The organism is Azospirillum doebereinerae (assembly GCF_003989665.1).
In the GTDB taxonomy this organism is placed as follows: domain Bacteria; phylum Pseudomonadota; class Alphaproteobacteria; order Azospirillales; family Azospirillaceae; genus Azospirillum; species Azospirillum doebereinerae.
This window is the reverse complement of the sequence record NZ_RZIJ01000014.1, coordinates 48,347-65,541: the sequence shown is the minus strand read 5'-3', so window position 1 is coordinate 65,541 and position 17,195 is coordinate 48,347. Positions and strand designations below refer to the sequence as shown.

14 protein-coding genes are annotated in these 17,195 nt (G+C 69.3%); 8 read left to right on the top strand and 6 right to left on the bottom strand.

Translation table 11 applies throughout. The annotated features are described in order from the left end of the window. Positions 1-157 precede the first annotated feature (157 nt). The gene (locus EJ913_RS17700) at positions 158-1,267 is read right to left on the bottom strand and encodes an ABC transporter substrate-binding protein (RefSeq protein ID WP_127000253.1); all 1,110 of its coding nucleotides are present in this window, start codon (positions 1,265-1,267) and stop codon (positions 158-160) included. 216 nt (positions 1,268-1,483) lie between these two features. Here EJ913_RS17700 and EJ913_RS17695 point away from each other — a divergent pair, with 216 nt between their 5' ends. From EJ913_RS17695 to EJ913_RS17685, 3 genes are all read left to right on the top strand, one after another. Continuing rightward, entirely contained in the window at positions 1,484-1,732 is a 249-nt protein-coding gene (locus tag EJ913_RS17695; RefSeq protein WP_127000251.1) for a hypothetical protein, read from the top strand. Between the two features lie 272 nt (positions 1,733-2,004). Next, entirely contained in the window at positions 2,005-4,743 is a 2,739-nt protein-coding gene (locus tag EJ913_RS17690; RefSeq protein WP_127000249.1) for a PepSY domain-containing protein, read from the top strand. Then, positions 4,743-5,645, top strand: a complete 903-nt coding sequence (locus tag EJ913_RS17685) for an alpha/beta hydrolase (protein ID WP_127000247.1) — start codon at positions 4,743-4,745, stop codon at positions 5,643-5,645. Before EJ913_RS17690 ends, EJ913_RS17685 begins: the two co-directional genes overlap by 1 nt. 99 nt (positions 5,646-5,744) lie before the next feature. Here the strand turns inward: EJ913_RS17685 and EJ913_RS17680 are convergent, their stop codons facing one another. Then, complete coding sequence (locus tag EJ913_RS17680; RefSeq protein ID WP_127000245.1) at positions 5,745-6,407, bottom strand: TetR/AcrR family transcriptional regulator; 663 nt, start codon at positions 6,405-6,407, stop codon at positions 5,745-5,747. A gap of 193 nt (positions 6,408-6,600) precedes the next feature. On the opposite strand from EJ913_RS17680, the gene EJ913_RS17675 reads away from it, so the two are divergent. From EJ913_RS17675 to EJ913_RS17660, 4 genes are all read left to right on the top strand, one after another. Beyond that, positions 6,601-7,797 (top strand): efflux RND transporter periplasmic adaptor subunit, encoded by a 1,197-nt coding sequence (locus tag EJ913_RS17675; RefSeq protein ID WP_127000243.1) that lies wholly within the window; start codon positions 6,601-6,603, stop codon positions 7,795-7,797. A gap of 13 nt (positions 7,798-7,810) precedes the next feature. Continuing rightward, positions 7,811-10,960, top strand: coding sequence for an efflux RND transporter permease subunit (locus EJ913_RS17670; RefSeq protein ID WP_127000241.1), 3,150 nt, complete (start codon positions 7,811-7,813; stop codon positions 10,958-10,960). A gap of 123 nt (positions 10,961-11,083) precedes the next feature. Then, positions 11,084-11,920 (top strand): universal stress protein, encoded by an 837-nt coding sequence (locus EJ913_RS17665; protein WP_127000239.1) that lies wholly within the window; start codon positions 11,084-11,086, stop codon positions 11,918-11,920. A gap of 26 nt (positions 11,921-11,946) precedes the next feature. Continuing rightward, a complete protein-coding gene (locus tag EJ913_RS17660; protein WP_127000237.1) occupies positions 11,947-12,507 on the top strand; it encodes an NADPH-dependent FMN reductase in 561 nt (186 codons plus the stop codon). Positions 12,508-12,558: 51 nt separating this feature from the next. On the opposite strand, the gene EJ913_RS17655 is transcribed toward EJ913_RS17660, so the two are convergent. Next, complete coding sequence (locus EJ913_RS17655) at positions 12,559-13,995, bottom strand: aq_1923 C-terminal domain (RefSeq protein ID WP_127000235.1); 1,437 nt, start codon at positions 13,993-13,995, stop codon at positions 12,559-12,561. A 187-nt stretch (positions 13,996-14,182) separates the two neighbouring features. On the opposite strand from EJ913_RS17655, the gene EJ913_RS17650 reads away from it, so the two are divergent. Then, positions 14,183-14,731 carry a hypothetical protein gene (locus EJ913_RS17650; protein WP_127000233.1) on the top strand — a complete coding sequence of 183 codons (549 nt, stop codon included), beginning with the start codon at positions 14,183-14,185 and terminating at the stop codon, positions 14,729-14,731. A 21-nt stretch (positions 14,732-14,752) separates the two neighbouring features. Here the strand turns inward: EJ913_RS17650 and EJ913_RS17645 are convergent, their stop codons facing one another. From EJ913_RS17645 to EJ913_RS17635, 3 genes are all read right to left on the bottom strand, one after another. Then, a complete protein-coding gene (locus EJ913_RS17645) occupies positions 14,753-15,244 on the bottom strand; it encodes a hypothetical protein (RefSeq protein ID WP_127000231.1) in 492 nt (163 codons plus the stop codon). A 216-nt stretch (positions 15,245-15,460) separates the two neighbouring features. Continuing rightward, positions 15,461-15,649: a hypothetical protein gene (locus tag EJ913_RS17640; RefSeq protein WP_127000229.1), complete on the bottom strand. Its 189-nt coding sequence runs from the start codon at positions 15,647-15,649 to the stop codon at positions 15,461-15,463. A gap of 153 nt (positions 15,650-15,802) precedes the next feature. Then, complete coding sequence (locus EJ913_RS17635; protein WP_127000227.1) at positions 15,803-16,966, bottom strand: PQQ-dependent sugar dehydrogenase; 1,164 nt, start codon at positions 16,964-16,966, stop codon at positions 15,803-15,805. Between the last annotated feature and the right edge of the window lie 229 nt (positions 16,967-17,195).

The following is a 17,195-nucleotide window of genomic DNA, read 5'->3' as shown; positions in this document are numbered from 1 at the left end:
CAACGGCGCACGGGGCCGTCTGTGCCGTCTTGCCGGAACGTCGGACGGCGTGCGGCACGGCGATGCCGCGGACGGCGAGCGAGGCGATGGAAAACACGCACGCCCGCGCGGTGTCTGGCGGGGCGGCCGCGAGCCGTCCCGCCAGACCGTGTTTCCCTTACTTCTGGGCCACCATCTCCGGCTTGCCGTTGCTCCAGGTGTACATGACGTAGTTCGGCTTGGTGATGTCGCCCTTCTTGTCGAACTCCACCGAGCCGACCACGGTGTCGTAGCTGCCGGAATGCAGGGCGGTCGCCAGCTTCTGGCCGTCGACGCTGCCGGCCTTCTGCAGGCCTTGGGCGATCGTCTGGACCGCGGCGTAGCTGTAGAAGGCGAAATTGCCCGGCTCGGGCAGGCCCGCCGCCTTGAAGGAGGCGATCAGCTCCTTCGCCCTGGGATCGCTGGCGGCCGACGCGCTGTCGGTGTAGAGCGTGCCTTCGCCAGCGGCGCCGGTGATCGCCCAATATTCCTGATTGTTCAGGCCGTCACCGGCGATGAACTGCGGCTTCAGCCCCTGTTCCTGCGCCTGGCGCACGATCAGGCCCAGCTCGGGATGGTAGCCGCCGTAATAGACCGCCTCGACGCCCTTGCCCTTCAGGCTGGTGATGAGGGCGGAGAAGTCGCGTTCGCCGGCCGTGACCGATCCGCGGTAGGCGGCCTTGACGCCCGCCTTCTCCAGCGTCTCGGCCACGACGTCGGCCAGCCCCTTGCCGTAAGCCTGCTTGTCGTCGAGCACCGCGATGTTCTTGCCCTTGAAGGTCTGGGCCAGATAGTTGCCGGCCACCACGCCCTGCTGGTCGTCGCGGCCGCAGACGCGGAAGATGTTCGGATGGCCCTTCGCGGTCAGCAGCGGGTTGGTGGCGGTCGGGGTGACCATCACCACGCCCTCCTCCTGATAGACGTCCGACGCCGGAATGCTGGCGCCGGAGCAGAGATGGCCGACCACCGCCGCGACCCGGTCGCGCACGAACTGGTTGGCGACGGCAACCGCCTGGCGCGGGTCGCAGGCATCGTCGCCCACCTTCAGCACCAGTTTCTGGCCCAGCACGCCGCCCTTGGCGTTGATGTCCGCAACCGCCTGCTTGGCGCCGTAGACCGACTGCTCGCCCAAGGCCGCCACCGGACCGGTGGTCGCCGTGCCCAGGCCGATGACGATGTCCGCCTGCGCCGTGCCGAGGCCAGCCATGAGCGCCGTCGCGCTGACAAAGGAAATGGCGGTGAGACGCATGGTGATTCTCCCAGGATATGTGTGCCAGGCCATCTCCTCCGGCCAGGGCATCGGTCCTTTTTTGACCGAAGCGTCAGGAATTTGAAAGTGCAATCATGGGCTTTACCGCGCCCTGGCCATTCCCGCGGCCATGAGGGCGCCGACCGGCGGTTGACGCGTTGTCAGACGGTCGGGTTGAGCGCATCCTTTCCTCATCCACCCAGTTCGGAGGCCGGGATGACGCAGGACGATGCCTTGCGCGCGATCATCGAAGAGGCGATTGCCGCCCGATCGGCGCTGTGTGAAAACGAACTCGTCATCCGGCTCGACACGATCCTCGCGCTTGCGCGGCAGTCGCTCGGCGGCACGGCCCAACCGGAGCCTGCGGACGAACTGCATCGGTTGCGCGTCGAGAACGCCAAACTGCATGATCGGCTCTCGGAAGTCAGGCTTCGCACCCAAGAGGTGATTGCCGACCTGTCGTGACGGACAGGGCTACCCGTCCGCAGGCGTCGCCATACCGGTTTCAGTGGCGGTTGCGCTGGTGCGCGGCCATGGCTCCGAGCGCTCGTCCGGCGTTCCTGGCTCATATGACTGCGGACTCATGCCCGTCAGCGTTTTTATGGCTTGCGGCCCAGCGCTCAATGACGCTAGTGATAATTATTCTCATTGATGAAGGCCCGCCCGGTCTTGCCCAGCGCAACGGGGCCGGCCGGGCATCGTTGATTTCGATCCTCATCTTCGCCGCCGGACGCCCCATGCTGAAATGGTTTTGGTTTCAACTCCACTGGCTTCTTGGAATCACGGCCGGGACGGTGCTCTGCGTCGTCGGCGTGACCGGGGGGATGCTGTCCTTCGAGGACGAGATCCTGCGCCTGCTCAATCCGGGTGTCATGACGGTCGTCCCGCGCGAGGGCGGGCCGCTCGCACCGGACCAGCTCTACCAGCGGGTGACGGCGAACAACCCCGGCAAGACGATCACCGCCTTGAGGATCGCCGCCGATCATGAGGAATCCGCGACCGTGACCTTCGCGCCGCCTCCAGGCGCGGCGGGGCAGGGGGGGCGGGCGCCGCGCGGGGAAAACCGCTACGCCGATCCCTACACCGGCGAGCTGCTGGGTCAGCCGGTCGGCCAGGACGTTTTCCGCACCGCCATGCAACTGCATCGCTGGCTGCTGGCGGGCGATTTCGGCAAGCAGGTGGTCGGCGCCTCAACCATCGCGCTGATCGTGCTGAGCCTGTCCGGTTTGTACCTGCGCTGGCCGCGACGGCTGTCGAGTCCGCGTGTCTGGCTGACGCTCGACTGGACGCAGAAGGGCCGCAGCTTCCTGTGGAGCCTGCACGCGGTGTTGGGCACCTGGGCGCTGCTGTTCTACGTGCTGGCCAGCCTGACCGGCCTCTACTGGTCCTACGACTGGTACCGCGACGGCCTGTTCACGCTGACCGGCGCCCCGCGCCCGGCCGCCCAGGGCGGCGCCCCGACGGGGGGGCCTCCGGCGACCAGCCCCCAGGCCGGGAACGGTCAAACCGGGGGTGCTCAGGCCGACGCTACCCAGCCGGGCGGGCGACCGGGTGGCGGCGAGGGCCAGAGCCGGACGCGCGGCGAAGCGGGACGCAACGGCGGCGAGGGGAGGACCGGTGGTCAAGCGACCGCTCCCTTCGTCCCCGATGTCGCGGCGATGTGGCGGGCGTTCGAGCATGAGGTTCCCGGCGGCTACCTCTCGGCGACGCTGCGGCTGCCGCGCGGCCCCGGCCAGCCGGTCCAGATCACCTACCTCGACGCCGATCCGGCCCACCCGCGCGCCAGCAACACCCTCACCCTGGACGGCACCACGCTGGCGGCCTCCGCGCACAACCGCTACGACGCGCTGCCGGCCGGGCAGAAGCTGATGCGCAGCGTCTTCGTCCTGCATTCGGGCGAATATTTCGGCAAGCCCGGCCTGATCCTGATGATGATCGCCAGCCTGGGCATGCCGCTGTTTGCGGTGACCGGCTGGATGCTCTACCTCGACCGCCGCCGCAAGAAGCGCGCGGCCAAACAGGCCGCCGGCGCGCTGGCGGGCGCGGCCAACGCGCCGGCCAACGGCGAGGGCGCGGTGCTGGTCGCCTACGCCAGCCAGACCGGCGCGGCCGAACGGCTGGCGTGGCAGACGGCGGCGGCGCTGCAGGCCGCCGGCATCGCGGTGACGGTGAAGCCGCTCGCCAAGCTCGACGCGGCGGCGCTCGCCGCCCACGCCGCCCGACCCGGCGCCCGTGCCCTGTTCGTCGCCAGCACCTACGGCGAAGGCGAAGCGCCCGACGCCACCCGCGCCTTCGCCCGCAAGGTGATGGGCGGCACGGCGGCGCTGGCCGGCCTGCGGGTCGCGGTGCTGGCGCTCGGCGACAGCAAATACCCCCGCTACTGCGGCTTCGGCCTGGAGCTGGAGCGCTGGCTGCTGGCGCAGGGGGCGGAGAGGCTGTTTCCCACCGTCTGCGCCGATGAACTCGCGGCCCCCGCGCTCGCCGAGTGGCAGGCCAACCTCGGCCTGCTGGGCGGTACCGTCGCGGCGGTGCCCGCGTTCTGGGCGGCGCCCGCCTACGACCGTTGGCGTCTGGTCGAGCGGCACCTGCTGAACCACAACAGCAGCGGCCTGCCCACCTACCATCTGGAGCTGGAGCCCCCCGAGGGCCACGACCTCCACTGGGTCGCCGGCGACATCGCCGAGATCAAGGCGTGCAACGCCCCCGACCGGGTGGCGGCCTTCCTGGCGGCGGTCAGGCTGGACGGCGCCACCCCGGTGACCGGCGAGGACGGGACGGAGCCGCTGTCGGCCCGGCTCGCCCGCAGCCTGCTGCCGCCCGCCGACACGGTGGCCGGACAGACGGCCCAGCAACTGGCGGACGGGCTTCAGGAACTGCCGCGCCGCGACTACTCCATCGCCTCGCTGCCGCAGGACGGCCGGCTGCATCTGCTGGTCCGGCAGGCGCGGCTTCCCGACGGAAGCCTCGGCCTCGGCTCCGGCTGGCTGACCGAGCATCTGGAGCTTGGCGGCGCGCTGGACCTGCGGCTGCGCAGCAACCCGTCCTTCCACCCGCAGGCCGACGACCGGCCGCTGATCCTGATCGGCAACGGCACCGGGCTGGCGGGGCTGCGCGCCCATCTGCGGGCGCGGCGCCAGCAGGGCCACCGGCGCAACTGGCTGATCTTCGGCGAGCGCACCGCCCAGCACGACTACTACTACCGCCAGGAGATCGAGGGGCTGCGGCAGGACGGCTTCCTGGAACAGCTCGACCTCGCCTTCTCGCGCGATGGGGCCGAGCGCGCCTATGTGCAGGACCGGCTGCGCCAAGCCGGCGAGACCTTGCGCGAATGGCTGGCCTCGGGCGCCGCGGTCTACGTGTGCGGCAGCCGGCAGGGCATGGCCCCGGCGGTGGAGGAGGTGCTGCGCGAGATGGTCGGCGCCGCCACGCTCGACCGGCTGGCCGAGGAGGGACTCTATTGCCGGGACGTCTACTGATGCGGCGGCTCGCCGTCTGTCTTCTGGCCGCGCTTTCCCTGACGGGCGCGCGGCCGGGGATCGCCGAAACGGTCGCGGAGGCCCGCAAGGTGGAACGCCTGGAGATGCGCGCCGAGCGGACCGGGCTGGATTACCGCGTCTTCCTGCTCCACCCCACCGAACCGCCGCCGCCCGGCGGCTACCCGGTGGTCTATCTGCTGGACGGCAACGCCACCCTGCCGATGGCCGAAAAGGCGCTCGGCCCCAATCCGCCGGCCCCGCTCGGCTCGGCCGTGGTGGTCGGCGTCGGCTACCCGACCGACAAGCCCTTCGACGTGCCCCGGCGTTACCGCGACCTGACGCCCCTCACCCCGCCGGAACTGATCCCGCCGTCGCGCGAGGGCGGCGACGCCATCCGGACCGGCGGGCGGGACGAGTTCCTGGCCTTCCTTGAGACGCAGGTGAAGCCGGCCGTCGAATCCCGCCTGCCCATCGACCGCCAGCGTCAGACGCTGTTCGGCCATTCGCTGGGCGGGCTGTTCGCGCTCTACGTGCTCTACACGCAGCCCGCGCTGTTCCAGACCTACGTCGCGGCCGACCCGGCGATCTGGTGGAGCGGTCAGGCGATCCTCAAGGAGCAGGCCGCCTTCCTCGAAAAGGCCGCGCTCGGGGGCCTGCCCGCCGGGACCGCGCTGCTGGTCGAGACGTCGGGCAAGATGGTGGAGCGGCAACTGAGCGAGGCGGAGACGGAAAAGGTGCGGCGCCTGCGCGCCGGTCCGACCGGGCGGGAGGTCGCCGAGGCCCTGTCGGCGGTGCCCGGCCTGCGGCTGGCCTTCCGCGCGTTTCCGGACGAGAGCCACGGCTCGATGATCCCGCTGTCCGTCGCCGACGCCCTGCCCTTCGCCTTCGGCAAGGCACCCTGAGCGCTGCTTGGGACGACAGGGTGAAGAGCATCTTCATCCGAAAAGAGCCCTTCTCCCCTTGCGGGAGAGGGGCTTCAAGCGCTGGCCCTGGAAGCCGCGCTACACCGCCGGACGGGCGCCCGCCAGGAACAGGCGCACGGCCTTGGCGACGTAGTCGATGACCTCCGCCTCCGGCACCGGCTGATCGGGCAGGATCAGGCGGCGCACCAGCAAATTGCCGGTCGTCATGCCCATGAAGGCCTGGGCGGCGACCTCGGGATCCGCGATGCGCAGGATCCCGGCGTCGGCCAGCCCGCGCAGATAGGCCGCGAAGCGGCCCACCGCCGCGTCCGGCCCGTCGCGGAAGAAGACGTCGGCGATGTCGGGGATGCGGTTCCCCTCGGCGACCAGGATGCGCAGGATCGCCGTCGTCCGCGGATCGAGGATGCATTGCGCGAAGTGCAGGCCGAAGCGCGTCAGGGCGGCCTCCACCGGTTCGTCGCGCTCCCCCTCCGCCACCGCCGCCATCATGTCGAGAAAGCGGTCGCTGTTCTCCTCCATCATCACGCGGAACAGCCCGGCCTTGTCGCCGAAATGCTCGTACAGCGTGGTGCGCGAGCCGCCGGCGCGCTGGAAGATGTCGTTCAGGGTCGTCTGCTCGAACCCCTTCTCCATGAACAGAGCCGACGCGGCGTCGAGCAGCGCCTGACAGCGCGCCTGTCCGCGCGGCCCGATCGTCGAGGCGCCTTTCAGGCTCTTGCCGGCCATGCCGTTGCCGGACATCGGGAATCCCATTGCGTGACCTGCGCCAAAACTGTATTGTGCGTTACAGTGTACTGTATGTTACGGTATTCTTCAAGGACCGATCGGCGGCCGGGCACACGGATCGCGCGTCAAGGCAACGGCGCACGCGATCTCCGCGTGCTTTTGGCGCGTGCATGCTTGCCTGTGCCTGTTTGAACTGAGGAAATTCGGGATGTCGAAAGCCAACAGGATGACCGCCCTGGCCGCGACGGCGCTGCTGGGCCTCGCGCTCGCGGGCTGCCAGAAGCAGCAGGGACAGGCCAGCGCCCAGCCGGCGGCCCCGCCGCCCGTCGAGGTCGGGGTGGCGACGATCGAGCCCAAGCCCCTGCCCGTCATCGCGGAGCTTCCCGGCCGCACCACCGCCTACCGCGTCGCCGAGGTGCGTCCCCAGGTCAACGGCATCATCCTCAAGCGCATGTTCCGCGAGGGCGCCGACGTCAAGGCGGGCGACCAGCTCTACCAGATCGACCCGGCGACCTATCAGGCGGCGCTCGCCAGCGCCCAGGCCGACCTGCAGAAGGCCGAGGCCAACATGCAGGCGGCCCGCAACAAGGCGGCCCGCTACGGCGACCTGATCAAGAACAGCGTGGTCAGCCGGCAGGATTTCGACGACGTCAACGCCCTGCTCAAGCAGAACGAGGCGCAGGTCGCCTCGGCCAAGGCGGCGGTCGACCTCGCCCGCATCAACCTCGACTACACCAAGGTCTTCGCCCCCATCTCCGGGCGCATCGGCAAGTCGGCCGTCACCGAGGGCGCGCTGGTCATGGCGAACCAGGCGACCGTGCTGGCGACCATCCAGCAGCTCGACCCGCTCTTCGTCGACGTGACGCAGACGGCGGCCGAGTTGATGCGCCTGCGCCAGGATCTGGCCAGCGGCCGCATCCAGTCGCCCGACCAGGGCAAGGCGGCGGTCACGCTGTTCCTGAACAACGGCGGCGCGCCCTACAGCGGCAAGGGCGAACTCCAGTTCTCCGACGTCACCGTCGACCAGGGCACCAGCTCCGTGCAGCTCCGCGCGGTCTTCCCCAACCCGAACCTGAGCCTGCTGCCGGGCCTGTTCGTCCGCGCCCGCATCGAGCAGGGCGTCGTCGAGGGCGCCATCACGGTGCCGCAGGCGGCGCTGGCCCGGCGTCCGGACGGCGGCGCCTATGTCTGGGTGGTCGGCGACGACAACAAGGTCTCCCAGCGCAGCGTCACGACCGAGCGCGCCATCGGGTCGGTCTGGCTGGTGTCGGACGGGCTGAAGACCGGCGAGAAGATCGTCGTCGAGGGTCTCCAGAAGATCAAGCCCGGCGCCGAGGTGAAGACCGTGCCGACCCGCGTGGCGTCCGCCGCCCTGCCGCAAGCCCCCCTGCCGCAAGCCCGCTGAAGGTCGCCCGATCATGGCCCGTTTTTTCATCGACCGCCCGGTCTTCGCCTGGGTCATCGCCATCGTCATCATGATGGCGGGCGCGCTGTCGATCCTTGGCCTGCCGGTCGAGCAGTACCCGAAGATCGCGCCGCCCACCGTCTCGATCAACGCCAGCTACCCCGGCGCCTCGGCCAAGACGCTCGAGGACACGGTCACCCAGGTCATCGAGCAGAAGATGACCGGCATCGACCATTTCCGCTACATGGCCTCGACCAGCGATTCGTCGGGCAACGTCACCATCACGCTCACCTTCGAGCCGGAGGCGAACCCCGACATCGCGCAGGTCCAGGTGCAGAACAAGCTGCAGCTCGCCATGGCCCTGCTGCCGCAGGAGGTCCAGCAGCGCGGCATCACGGTGTCCAAGGCCGGCAACGACTTCCTGATGGTGGTCGGCTTCGTGTCGCAGGACGGCACGCTGACCCAGGGCAAGATCGCCGACTACATCACCTCCAACCTCCAGGACACCATCAGCCGGGTGGCCGGCGTCGGCGACGTGACCGTCTTCGGCCCGCAGAACGCCATGCGCATCTGGCTGGATCCGGACCGGCTGAACAGCCACCACCTGACCACGCTGGACATCACCAACGCGATCAAGGTGGAGAACGCCCAGATCTCGGCCGGCCAGCTCGGCGGCGCGCCCTCGATTCCCGGTCAGCAGATCAACGCCACCATCATCGCCCAGACTCGCATGCAGACGCCCGAGCAGTTCGGCGCCATCATGCTGCGCATCAACCCGGACGGGTCGCAGGTGCGGCTGCGCGACGTGGCGCGGATCGAGCTGGGCTCCGAAAGCTACGAGATCTCCGCCCGCTACAACGGCAAGCCGGCCGCCGGCCTCGGCATCAAGCTGGCGACCGGCGCCAACGCGCTGGACACCGCCAACGCCGTGCGCGCCCGCATTTCCGAGCTGTCGGCCTTCTTCCCGCAAGGGATCGAGGTGATCTACCCCTACGACACCACGCCCTTCGTGCGCATCTCCATCCACGAGGTGGTCAAGACGCTGGCGGAAGCCATCGTGCTGGTCTTCCTCGTGATGTACCTGTTCCTCCAGAACTTCCGCGCCACGCTGATCCCGACCATCGCGGTGCCGGTGGTGCTGCTGGGGACCTTCGGCATCCTGTCGGCCTTCGGCTTCTCCATCAACACGCTGACCATGTTCGGCATGGTGCTGGCCATCGGCCTGCTGGTCGACGACGCCATCGTCGTGGTCGAGAACGTCGAGCGCGTGATGAGCGAGGACGGGCTGCCGCCCCGCGAGGCGACCCGTAAGTCGATGGGCCAGATCACCGGCGCGCTGGTCGGCATTGCCTTGGTGCTGAGCGCGGTGTTCGTGCCGATGGCCTTCTTCGGCGGCTCGGCCGGCGCCATCTACCGGCAGTTCTCGCTGACCATCGTGTCGGCGATGGCGCTGTCGGTGCTGGTCGCCATGGTGCTGACACCGGCGCTCTGCGCCACCATCCTGAAACCGGTCCCGGCCGGGCACGGCCACGCCAAGCGCGGCTTCTTCGGCCTGTTCAACCGGGGCTTCGACGCCACCAGCCGCGCCTACCAGGGCGGCGTGCGCGGCGTGGTCAACCGGCTGTGGCGCTACGGCTTCGCCTATCTGCTGATCGTCGGCGGGCTGGTCTTCCTGTTCCTCAAGATGCCCACCGCCTTCCTGCCCACCGAGGACCGCGGCATGCTGTTCGTGCTGTGGAGCGCGCCGCCCGGCGCCACCATCGAGCGCACGCTGGAGACCAACAAGGCGGTCGAGACCCATTTCCTGGAGAACGAGAAGGACAACGTCGAGGGCCTGTTCACCCTGGTCGGCTTCAACTTCGCCGGGCGCGGCCAGAACGCCGGCATGGGCTTCATCCGGCTCAAGGACTGGAGCGAGCGCACGACGCCCGCCGCCAAGCCGCCGGCCATCGCCGCGCGCGCCACGGCGGCGCTGGCGGCGCTGAAGAACGCGATGGTCTTCACCATCATCCCGCCGTCGGTCCCCGGCATGGGCAACGCCACCGGCTTCGACCTCCAGCTTCTCGACCGCGCCGGCCTCGGGCACGAGGCGCTGCTCCAGGCGCGCAACCAGCTGCTCGGCATGGCGGCCGGCAACAACAAGCTGATCGGCGTCCGCCCCAACGGGCTGGAGGACAACGCCCAGTTCCAGATCGACGTGGACCGCGAGAAGGCCAGCGCGCTGGGGCTGTCGCTCAGCGACATCAACACGACGCTGTCGGCGGCCTGGGGCTCGACCTACGTCAACGACTTCATCGACCGGGGCCGGGTGAAGAAGGTCTACCTCCAGGCCGACGCGCCCTACCGCATGCTGCCGGGCGACGTGGAGCGCTGGTTCGTCCGCAACAACGCCGGCCAGATGGTGCCCTTCTCCGCCTTCAGCACCTCGCGCTGGATCTTCGGCTCGCCCAAGCTGGAGCGCTACAACGGTTCCTCCTCGATGAACATCCAGGGCGCCGCCCGGCCGGGCATCAGCTCGGGCGAGGCGATGACCGAGATGGAGGCGATGATGGCCAAGCTGCCGCCCGGCATCGGCTACGAGTGGACCGGCCTGTCCTACGAGGAGCGGCTGACCGGGTCGCAGGCCCCGGCGCTCTACGCGATCTCGATGCTGGTGGTGTTCCTCTGCCTGGCCGCCTTGTACGAGAGCTGGACGGTGCCGGTGGCGGTGATGCTGGTGGTGCCGCTGGGCATCATCGGCGCCGTGTCCGGCGCGCTGCTGGCCGGTCTGCCGAGCGACATCTACTTCCAGGTCGGCCTGCTGACCACGGTGGGTCTGGCGGCGAAGAACGCCATCATGATCGTGGAGTTCGCCAAGACGTTGCACGACCAGGGGATGAATCTCGTCGAGGCGACGGTCGAGGCGTCCCGCCAGCGCCTGCGCCCGATCATCATGACCTCGCTGGCCTTCATCCTGGGCGTGCTGCCGCTGGCGACCAGCAGCGGCGCCGGGTCGGAAAGCCAGAACGCCATCGGCGTCGGCGTGATGAGCGGCATGATCTCGGCCACCACGCTGGGCATCCTGTTCGTGCCGGCCTTCTTCGTCGCGATCACCCGGATGTTCGGCGGCAAGCGGCCGGAGACGCAGCCGGTCCCGATGCCCAGCCACGCCGCCGGCGACTGAACCCGACCGCGCCGTCCCGTCCGTACCGTTCGGCCTTGAGCCGGGCCACGCGGGCGGGGCGGCGCTTTCTTCTGTTTCACGACACTCCCAAGCGCAGCGGAACACAGCCATGAGCGGTCACCCATGAGCGGGCACAAGGACATCCTCGTCTTCCTGGAAGGGCACGACGCCGTCCAGCGGCTGGCCTTCGCCGCCGTCCAGGCCGCGCGCTGGAAGGCGCATCTCACGGCGGTGTTCATCGCGGCCCCGATGCAGGCGACGCTGGACATCGGCTTCGCCGTCGGCGAGGCGGCGATCCGCAGCGCCTTCGAGCATCACCGGGGGCTGGCCGAAACCGCCGAGCGCAACGCCCGCGCCGCCTTCGACGCGCTGGTGGCCGAGCACGGCCTGGAAGCCGAGTGGCGCTACTCCCACGACGAGCCGCTGGAGCGCATCCTCTCCCACGCCCGGCATTGCGGGCTGGCGATGATCGGCTTCCCCGGCCGCGAGGGCAACGGCCCGGCCTCGCTGTGCGAGGACATCGTGCTCGCCTCCGGCCGGCCGACGGTGCTGGTTCCGCCCGGCTGGCCGGCGGAGGTCTCGGGCCGGCGCATCCTCGTCGGCTGGAACGGCAGCCGGGAATCGGCCCGCGCCCTGTCCGACGCGATGCCGCTGCTGGAGGCCGCCGACGCGGTCAAGCTGGTGCTGGTCGCGGAGGAGCGCACCGCCGCCCTGCTCGCCGGGGAGGAGCCGGGCGCCGACATCGTCCGCCATCTGGCCCGCTGCGGCGTCAAGGCCTCGGCCGAGCACGTCGAGAAGGGCAACCCCGGCGACGTTCTGCTGGCCCGCGCCAAGGAGTTCGACGCGGATCTGCTGGTGATGGGAGCCTACGGGCATTCCCGCATCACGGAACTGGTGTTCGGCGGCGCCACCCGCAGCATCCTGATGAAGGCCGCCTTGCCCGTCTTCCTGTCGCGTTGATCCCCCACACAGAAGGAAAACCGCCAATGTCCCACCGGTCCAGCGTCGTCGTCTTCGTCGGCAGCCTGCGGAAAGGCTCCTTCAACGCCGCCATCGCCCGCGCCCTGCCGGATCTGGCGCCGGAAGGGATGACGGTCACGCTGCTGGACGGGCTCGGCAGCCTGCCGCACTACGACGCCGACCTTCAGGCGGAGGGCTTTCCCGACACCGTGCTGCGGCTGGCCGAGGCGGTGAAGGCGGCCGACGGCGTCGCCTTCGTCACGCCGGAGTACAATTATTCGGTTCCGGGCGTGCTGAAGAACGGCATCGACTGGCTGTCGCGCGTCTCGCCGCAGCCCTTCGCGGGCAAGCCGGTGGTCATCCAGTCGGCGTCGGCCGGTGTGCTGGGCGGCGTGCGCGCCCAGTACCATCTGCGCCAGACCCTGGTGTTCCTCGACGCGCTGCCCATGAACAAGCCCGAGGTGATGGTCGGTGCGGCGGGAACGAAGATCTCCGGGACGGGCGAGCTGACCGACCAGCCGACCCGCGACTTCATCCGTGGCCAACTGAGCAACTTCGCCGCCTTCATCGACCGCGTGCGCGTGTGAACCTTCCGGGCTGGGGCGGGCGCGAACCCGCCCCAGTCCCTTTTCAAGCGCTCAGCGCGCGACCAGACGGATCGCCACGATGTCGGACAGGCGTTCCGGCGCCAGCATCCCGGCGAAGGCGATCTGGGTGGAGTTCATCGGCTTCACCGGGGTGACCGACAGCTCCAGGGTGCCGGGCTTGGCGATGAAGCTCTTGAGCGCCGCCGCGATTCCGGGGTCGCGCGGGGACAGCCGCGCGAGGCTGCGGTCGACGTTCGCCGAGGCCTCCGCCTTCAGCGCCTCGACGGAGACGTTCTGCCGGCTGGCGATCGCCTTGAAGGAGCGCTCCATCAGCGACCGGTCCGTGTAGGAAATCCTGAGATCCTTGAGAAGCGCCGACGCGAGGCCGGGGATGTCCTCGCCGCTGCGGGGCAGGTCGAACTCCAGCATTTCAGCCGAGGTCTCCAACGAGCCGATCCGGTCGCCGCTCAGCGTGATGGGGCCGAAGGAGCCGCTGCGCGAGGCGCCGTCGTGCTTCATTTCGGCGGCGACGTTCAGGAGAAGCGTGTCGTAGCCGAGTTCCTTCATGGTCGCGGCGGCGTCGGCGAACTCCCCGTTCCGAAGCTGGGAGGATTGCGGGATTTCCAGGTCCTTGACGGTCGTCTTGACGTGCAGCCCCGCCGAGCCCGGGGCGGCGTTCGCCGTGTACTCGGCGTGGCCGACCGAGACCACCGCCGCGCCCCCGGCGGTCATCGCGAGCCGATCCACCGAAACGGCGCCGATGGTGTCGGCCTTGACGCCGCCCGCCGGGGACGCCCCGTCCATCAGATCGGCGGCGCGGGCCGACAGCTCGACGCGGTTGACGGTGAGGCGCCGCTTGTCCCCGCGCTCCTCCGCGACCTCCACCGTCTTGAGGGTCAGATGGGTCTGGCGCTGCTCGCCCTTCTGCTCCGCCTCCGCATCCTCGATCCTGACGGTGCGCTGGTCCTTGGCGTCCAGTTGGACGACGCCGTTGGCCGTGGCGCGGGTCCAGCGGACGTCCTTGAGATCCGCCGCCTGCATGCGCCCCAGATCGCCGCCCAGCCGCGCCGCGACCGCGCGGGCGTCGATCCCCTCCAGACGCAGACGCTTCAGGCTGACCGTCTCGGCCGTGTTGGGGTTCCCGACCGTCACCGTCTCGGCGTCGAAGGCGTCGAGCGTGTTTTCCCCGGCACCCGACGCGGTGACCCGCTCGGCCCGCGCCTCGATGCGCCCGTCGATCTTGAGGGCCAGCTTGGTCAGCGTGGCGCCCCGCGACAGGAGGCTGGCCTTGGCGGAGTCGTAGGTCAGCGACGCGCCCGGCGGAAGCCCCGCCCGGACGGCGTCGAGATGCGCGGCGAGCCGCTTGTCCGCTTCGCCCTGGGCATAGACGTACCCACCGCCAGCCGCCGCCGCGAGAGCAAGGACGACGGCCCCGCCAACCGCCAAACGGTTCGTCTTTCGGGGCTGCGAGGCATGGACCGGCGGCATGACGTCTCCTGGTTTATCATAAGGTTATCGAACAACCTCCAGTAGGACACCGGCAACGAATCCCTGTCAACGCGGAATTGTGCGGACGCGAAATGGTGAGGCCTGAACGTCCAGAACCACGATGACGAGGAAAACACGCGGTCGGTCCGGCCCCGCCAACCCCGGCGCGTCCCCCAGCCGTGACGGCTTGGCCGCCGGCAACATCGGCTTGACGCGCGGCGGGACGGGCCTCAGGCTGACGCGCGTCGACCCGCGCCGGCCGGACCCGGCGGCACGGAAAGCCGCCGGATCGGACCGGAAACCTTCTTTGGCCGCCATGAACCGACCGCAGCACCCCCACCTGAAACTGGCCGTCGACAACGCATCCGCGCCCGGTGTGCCTCCCGGAGCGGCCCGTCCGATCCCCGAGGACTACGGCCTGACGGCGGCGGACCTCCGCATCTGGTACGCGCCCGGCCGCGCCGGCGTGGCGGTGGCCCTGTTGGTTGCGGCCGTTGCCGCTCTGTCGCAAGCGATCGAGGGCGCGCGTTTCTCCCAGCCCTGGATCCTGGGTGCCCTCTCGGGCCTGCTTTACGGCGCGTTCATCGGCGGGCTTGCCGGTCTCGGCGCCATGGTGATGATCCTGTGGGCCGACCCGCTCGTCGCCCGGCTGTGGCCCACCTACGGGCGGCTGCGCCGGTACCGGGAAGCTCTGGCGAGCGCCCGGCAGGTGGAGGACGGCCGAAGCGAGGGGTAGCGCCGCCGGAACAGGTGCGGCTCAATCCAGCTGCTTGACGCCCTTCTTGGCGAGCGCCTGCTTGATCCCGAGCGCGTAGTTCCGCACGTCGCCGTTGGTCCAGGCGAATCGCACCCCGATGTTGATCTTCAAGCCCGGCGGCAACCCGGTCTTCAGCCCGCGCGCCACCACGCTGTTCGGGTTGCGGCTCAGCCCCATGTAGCGCGTGCCCTTGAACAAGTCGTCCGGCTGGTTCTTGCAGCGCTCCCACCACTCGATGATGGCGGCCTCGTTCAATCCCCAGATGTTGATCGACCACGCCATTGGTTGCGACGCGGTGAATTTTTCCGCAGCCTTTTGATAGTTCTGCCAGTCCTTTTCCGTCGCACCGTCGCCGGGCAACGCCGGGGACGGGTGCTTTGCCCAGAACTCCTCCCGCGAGCCGTCCTGGTGCTCAAGGGTCAATCCCGCCGGAAGAATCAGTTTTGTGCTGGGATAATTGTCGCGGACCTGGATCGCACCGGATTGAGGCATCTCTGTCTTCCCGCTTGCTTGGTTGGCCGGGGTGTGTTGGACAAAGACAGGATGATTGACGGAGCAACTTAAAAGATCAAGACCGCAACTACTGGTACGCGGTCGAAACGTGGACGGCCGGAGCGAGCCCGGCCGCGGCATCCTGACGAAGACGCCAATCGCACCGGCGGAACCTGCCCGATCGACAACGCGATCGAACAGGCTCCGAACCGCCCATCAACCGAGCTTCTGCTTGCCGAGCGCGAAGGCTTCCTGGTCGTTGGTGCCGATCACGCCAATGTCGTCGCTGGCCGCGGTCACGATGACGGCCTTGGGATCGGCGTCCTTGACCACGGGCCAGACTTCCAGAAGGCGAACCGGAGTGCTCCTGAGTTCATAGGTTCTGCCGGTATACAGGTGCGACAAGGTGAAATTCCTTCAATTGCAGGTCACGGTGGAGGCTATCACACTTCGGGCTCGAACTCTTGGCTAATGCTGGGAGATGGTGGGCGAGGGGATTGAAGGCCATGTCGGGCCGCGCCTGGACACCGCCGTTGACGGCCCGGCCCGCAGGTCCGTTCACGGTTTCGCGGCGGGGCCGACGCGCAGGATCTCGCCCCGGCTCTCGTCGGTCAGCAGGTAGAGCGCGCCGTCCGGCCCCTGCCTGACCTGCCGGATGCGCTTGCCCAGCCCGCCGAGCAGCCGTTCCTCATGCGTCACCCTGGTGCCGTCGAGTTCCAGCCGCACCAGCTCCTTCGAGGCCAGGCCGCCGTTGAACAGACTGTCCTTCCATCCCGGAACGGCGTCGGCCGTGTAGAACTCCATGCCCGAGGCGCCGATCACCGGGGTCCAGTGATGGATCGGCTGTTCCATGCCGGGCGCGCTCTGCTTGCCGGTGCCGACGGGCGTGCCGTTGTAGTTCACGCCGTAGGACACCACCGGCCAGCCGTAGTTCTTGCCGGCCTCGGGGATGTTGATCTCGTCGCCGCCGCGCGGCCCGTGCTCGCTCATCCACAGCGTGCCGGTCTGGGGGTGCAGCGCGGCGCCCTGGGCGTTGCGGTGGCCGTAGGACCAGATCTCCGGCAGGGCGCCGGCCTGCCCGACGAAGGGGTTGTCCGCCGGAACGCTGCCGTCCGGGTTGATGCGGACGATTTTGCCGAGATGCGAGTTCAGATCCTGGGCCTGGGTGCGGAACTGCTCGTCCGAGCGCTCGCCCAGCACGACGAACAGATGGCCCTGCCGGTCGAAGACGAGGCGCGAGCCGAAATGCTTGGTGCTGCGCACCTTGGGCTTCTGCGAGAAGATCACCGTGACGCTGTCCAGCGACCGCCCGTCCCCGCTCAACGACCCGCGAGCGACGGCGGTCGAGTTGCCGCCGTCCCCCGCTTCGGAAAAGCTGAGATAGACGAGGCGGTTGAGCTGGAAATCCGGGTCGAGCGCCACATCGAGCAGACCGCCCTGGTCGCGGTCGTCCACCGCCGGCACGCCGCGCAGCGGCTCCGACCGCTTGCCGTCGGCGCCGACGATCCGCAGATTCCCTTCCTTCTCCGTCACCAGCATTCGCCCGTCGGGCAGGAAGGCCAGCCCCCAGGGGTGTTTCAAGCCATCGGCGATTGTCCTGACCTGGACGGCCGCCTTCTCCGTCCGGAACGTCTGGTCGACCGCGCCGGCGTCGGCGACGGTCAGGCAGGCCGCGAGCGGCAGCGCAACGGCGGTCAGGGCGGCGGTTCGGGCGATGCGCATGCGTGTCCTCCCAAGGGTCGAGGTACAAGCCTAGGTGGGGGCGCTGCCGGTTCCGGCAAGGCGGGGTGCCGTTTGGGCGGCGGATGGCGTCAAATTTTGTCGACAACGATTCTTGCTTTCGTTGGGGGAACGGTCAGCGGCAGGGCGTTGCCCGGCGGCCCTTGGCCCCTCCTTCCATGCGCGCCCGGCGTCTGGTTTTCACCGATGCGCCAAGTCGGGAAAATCCTTG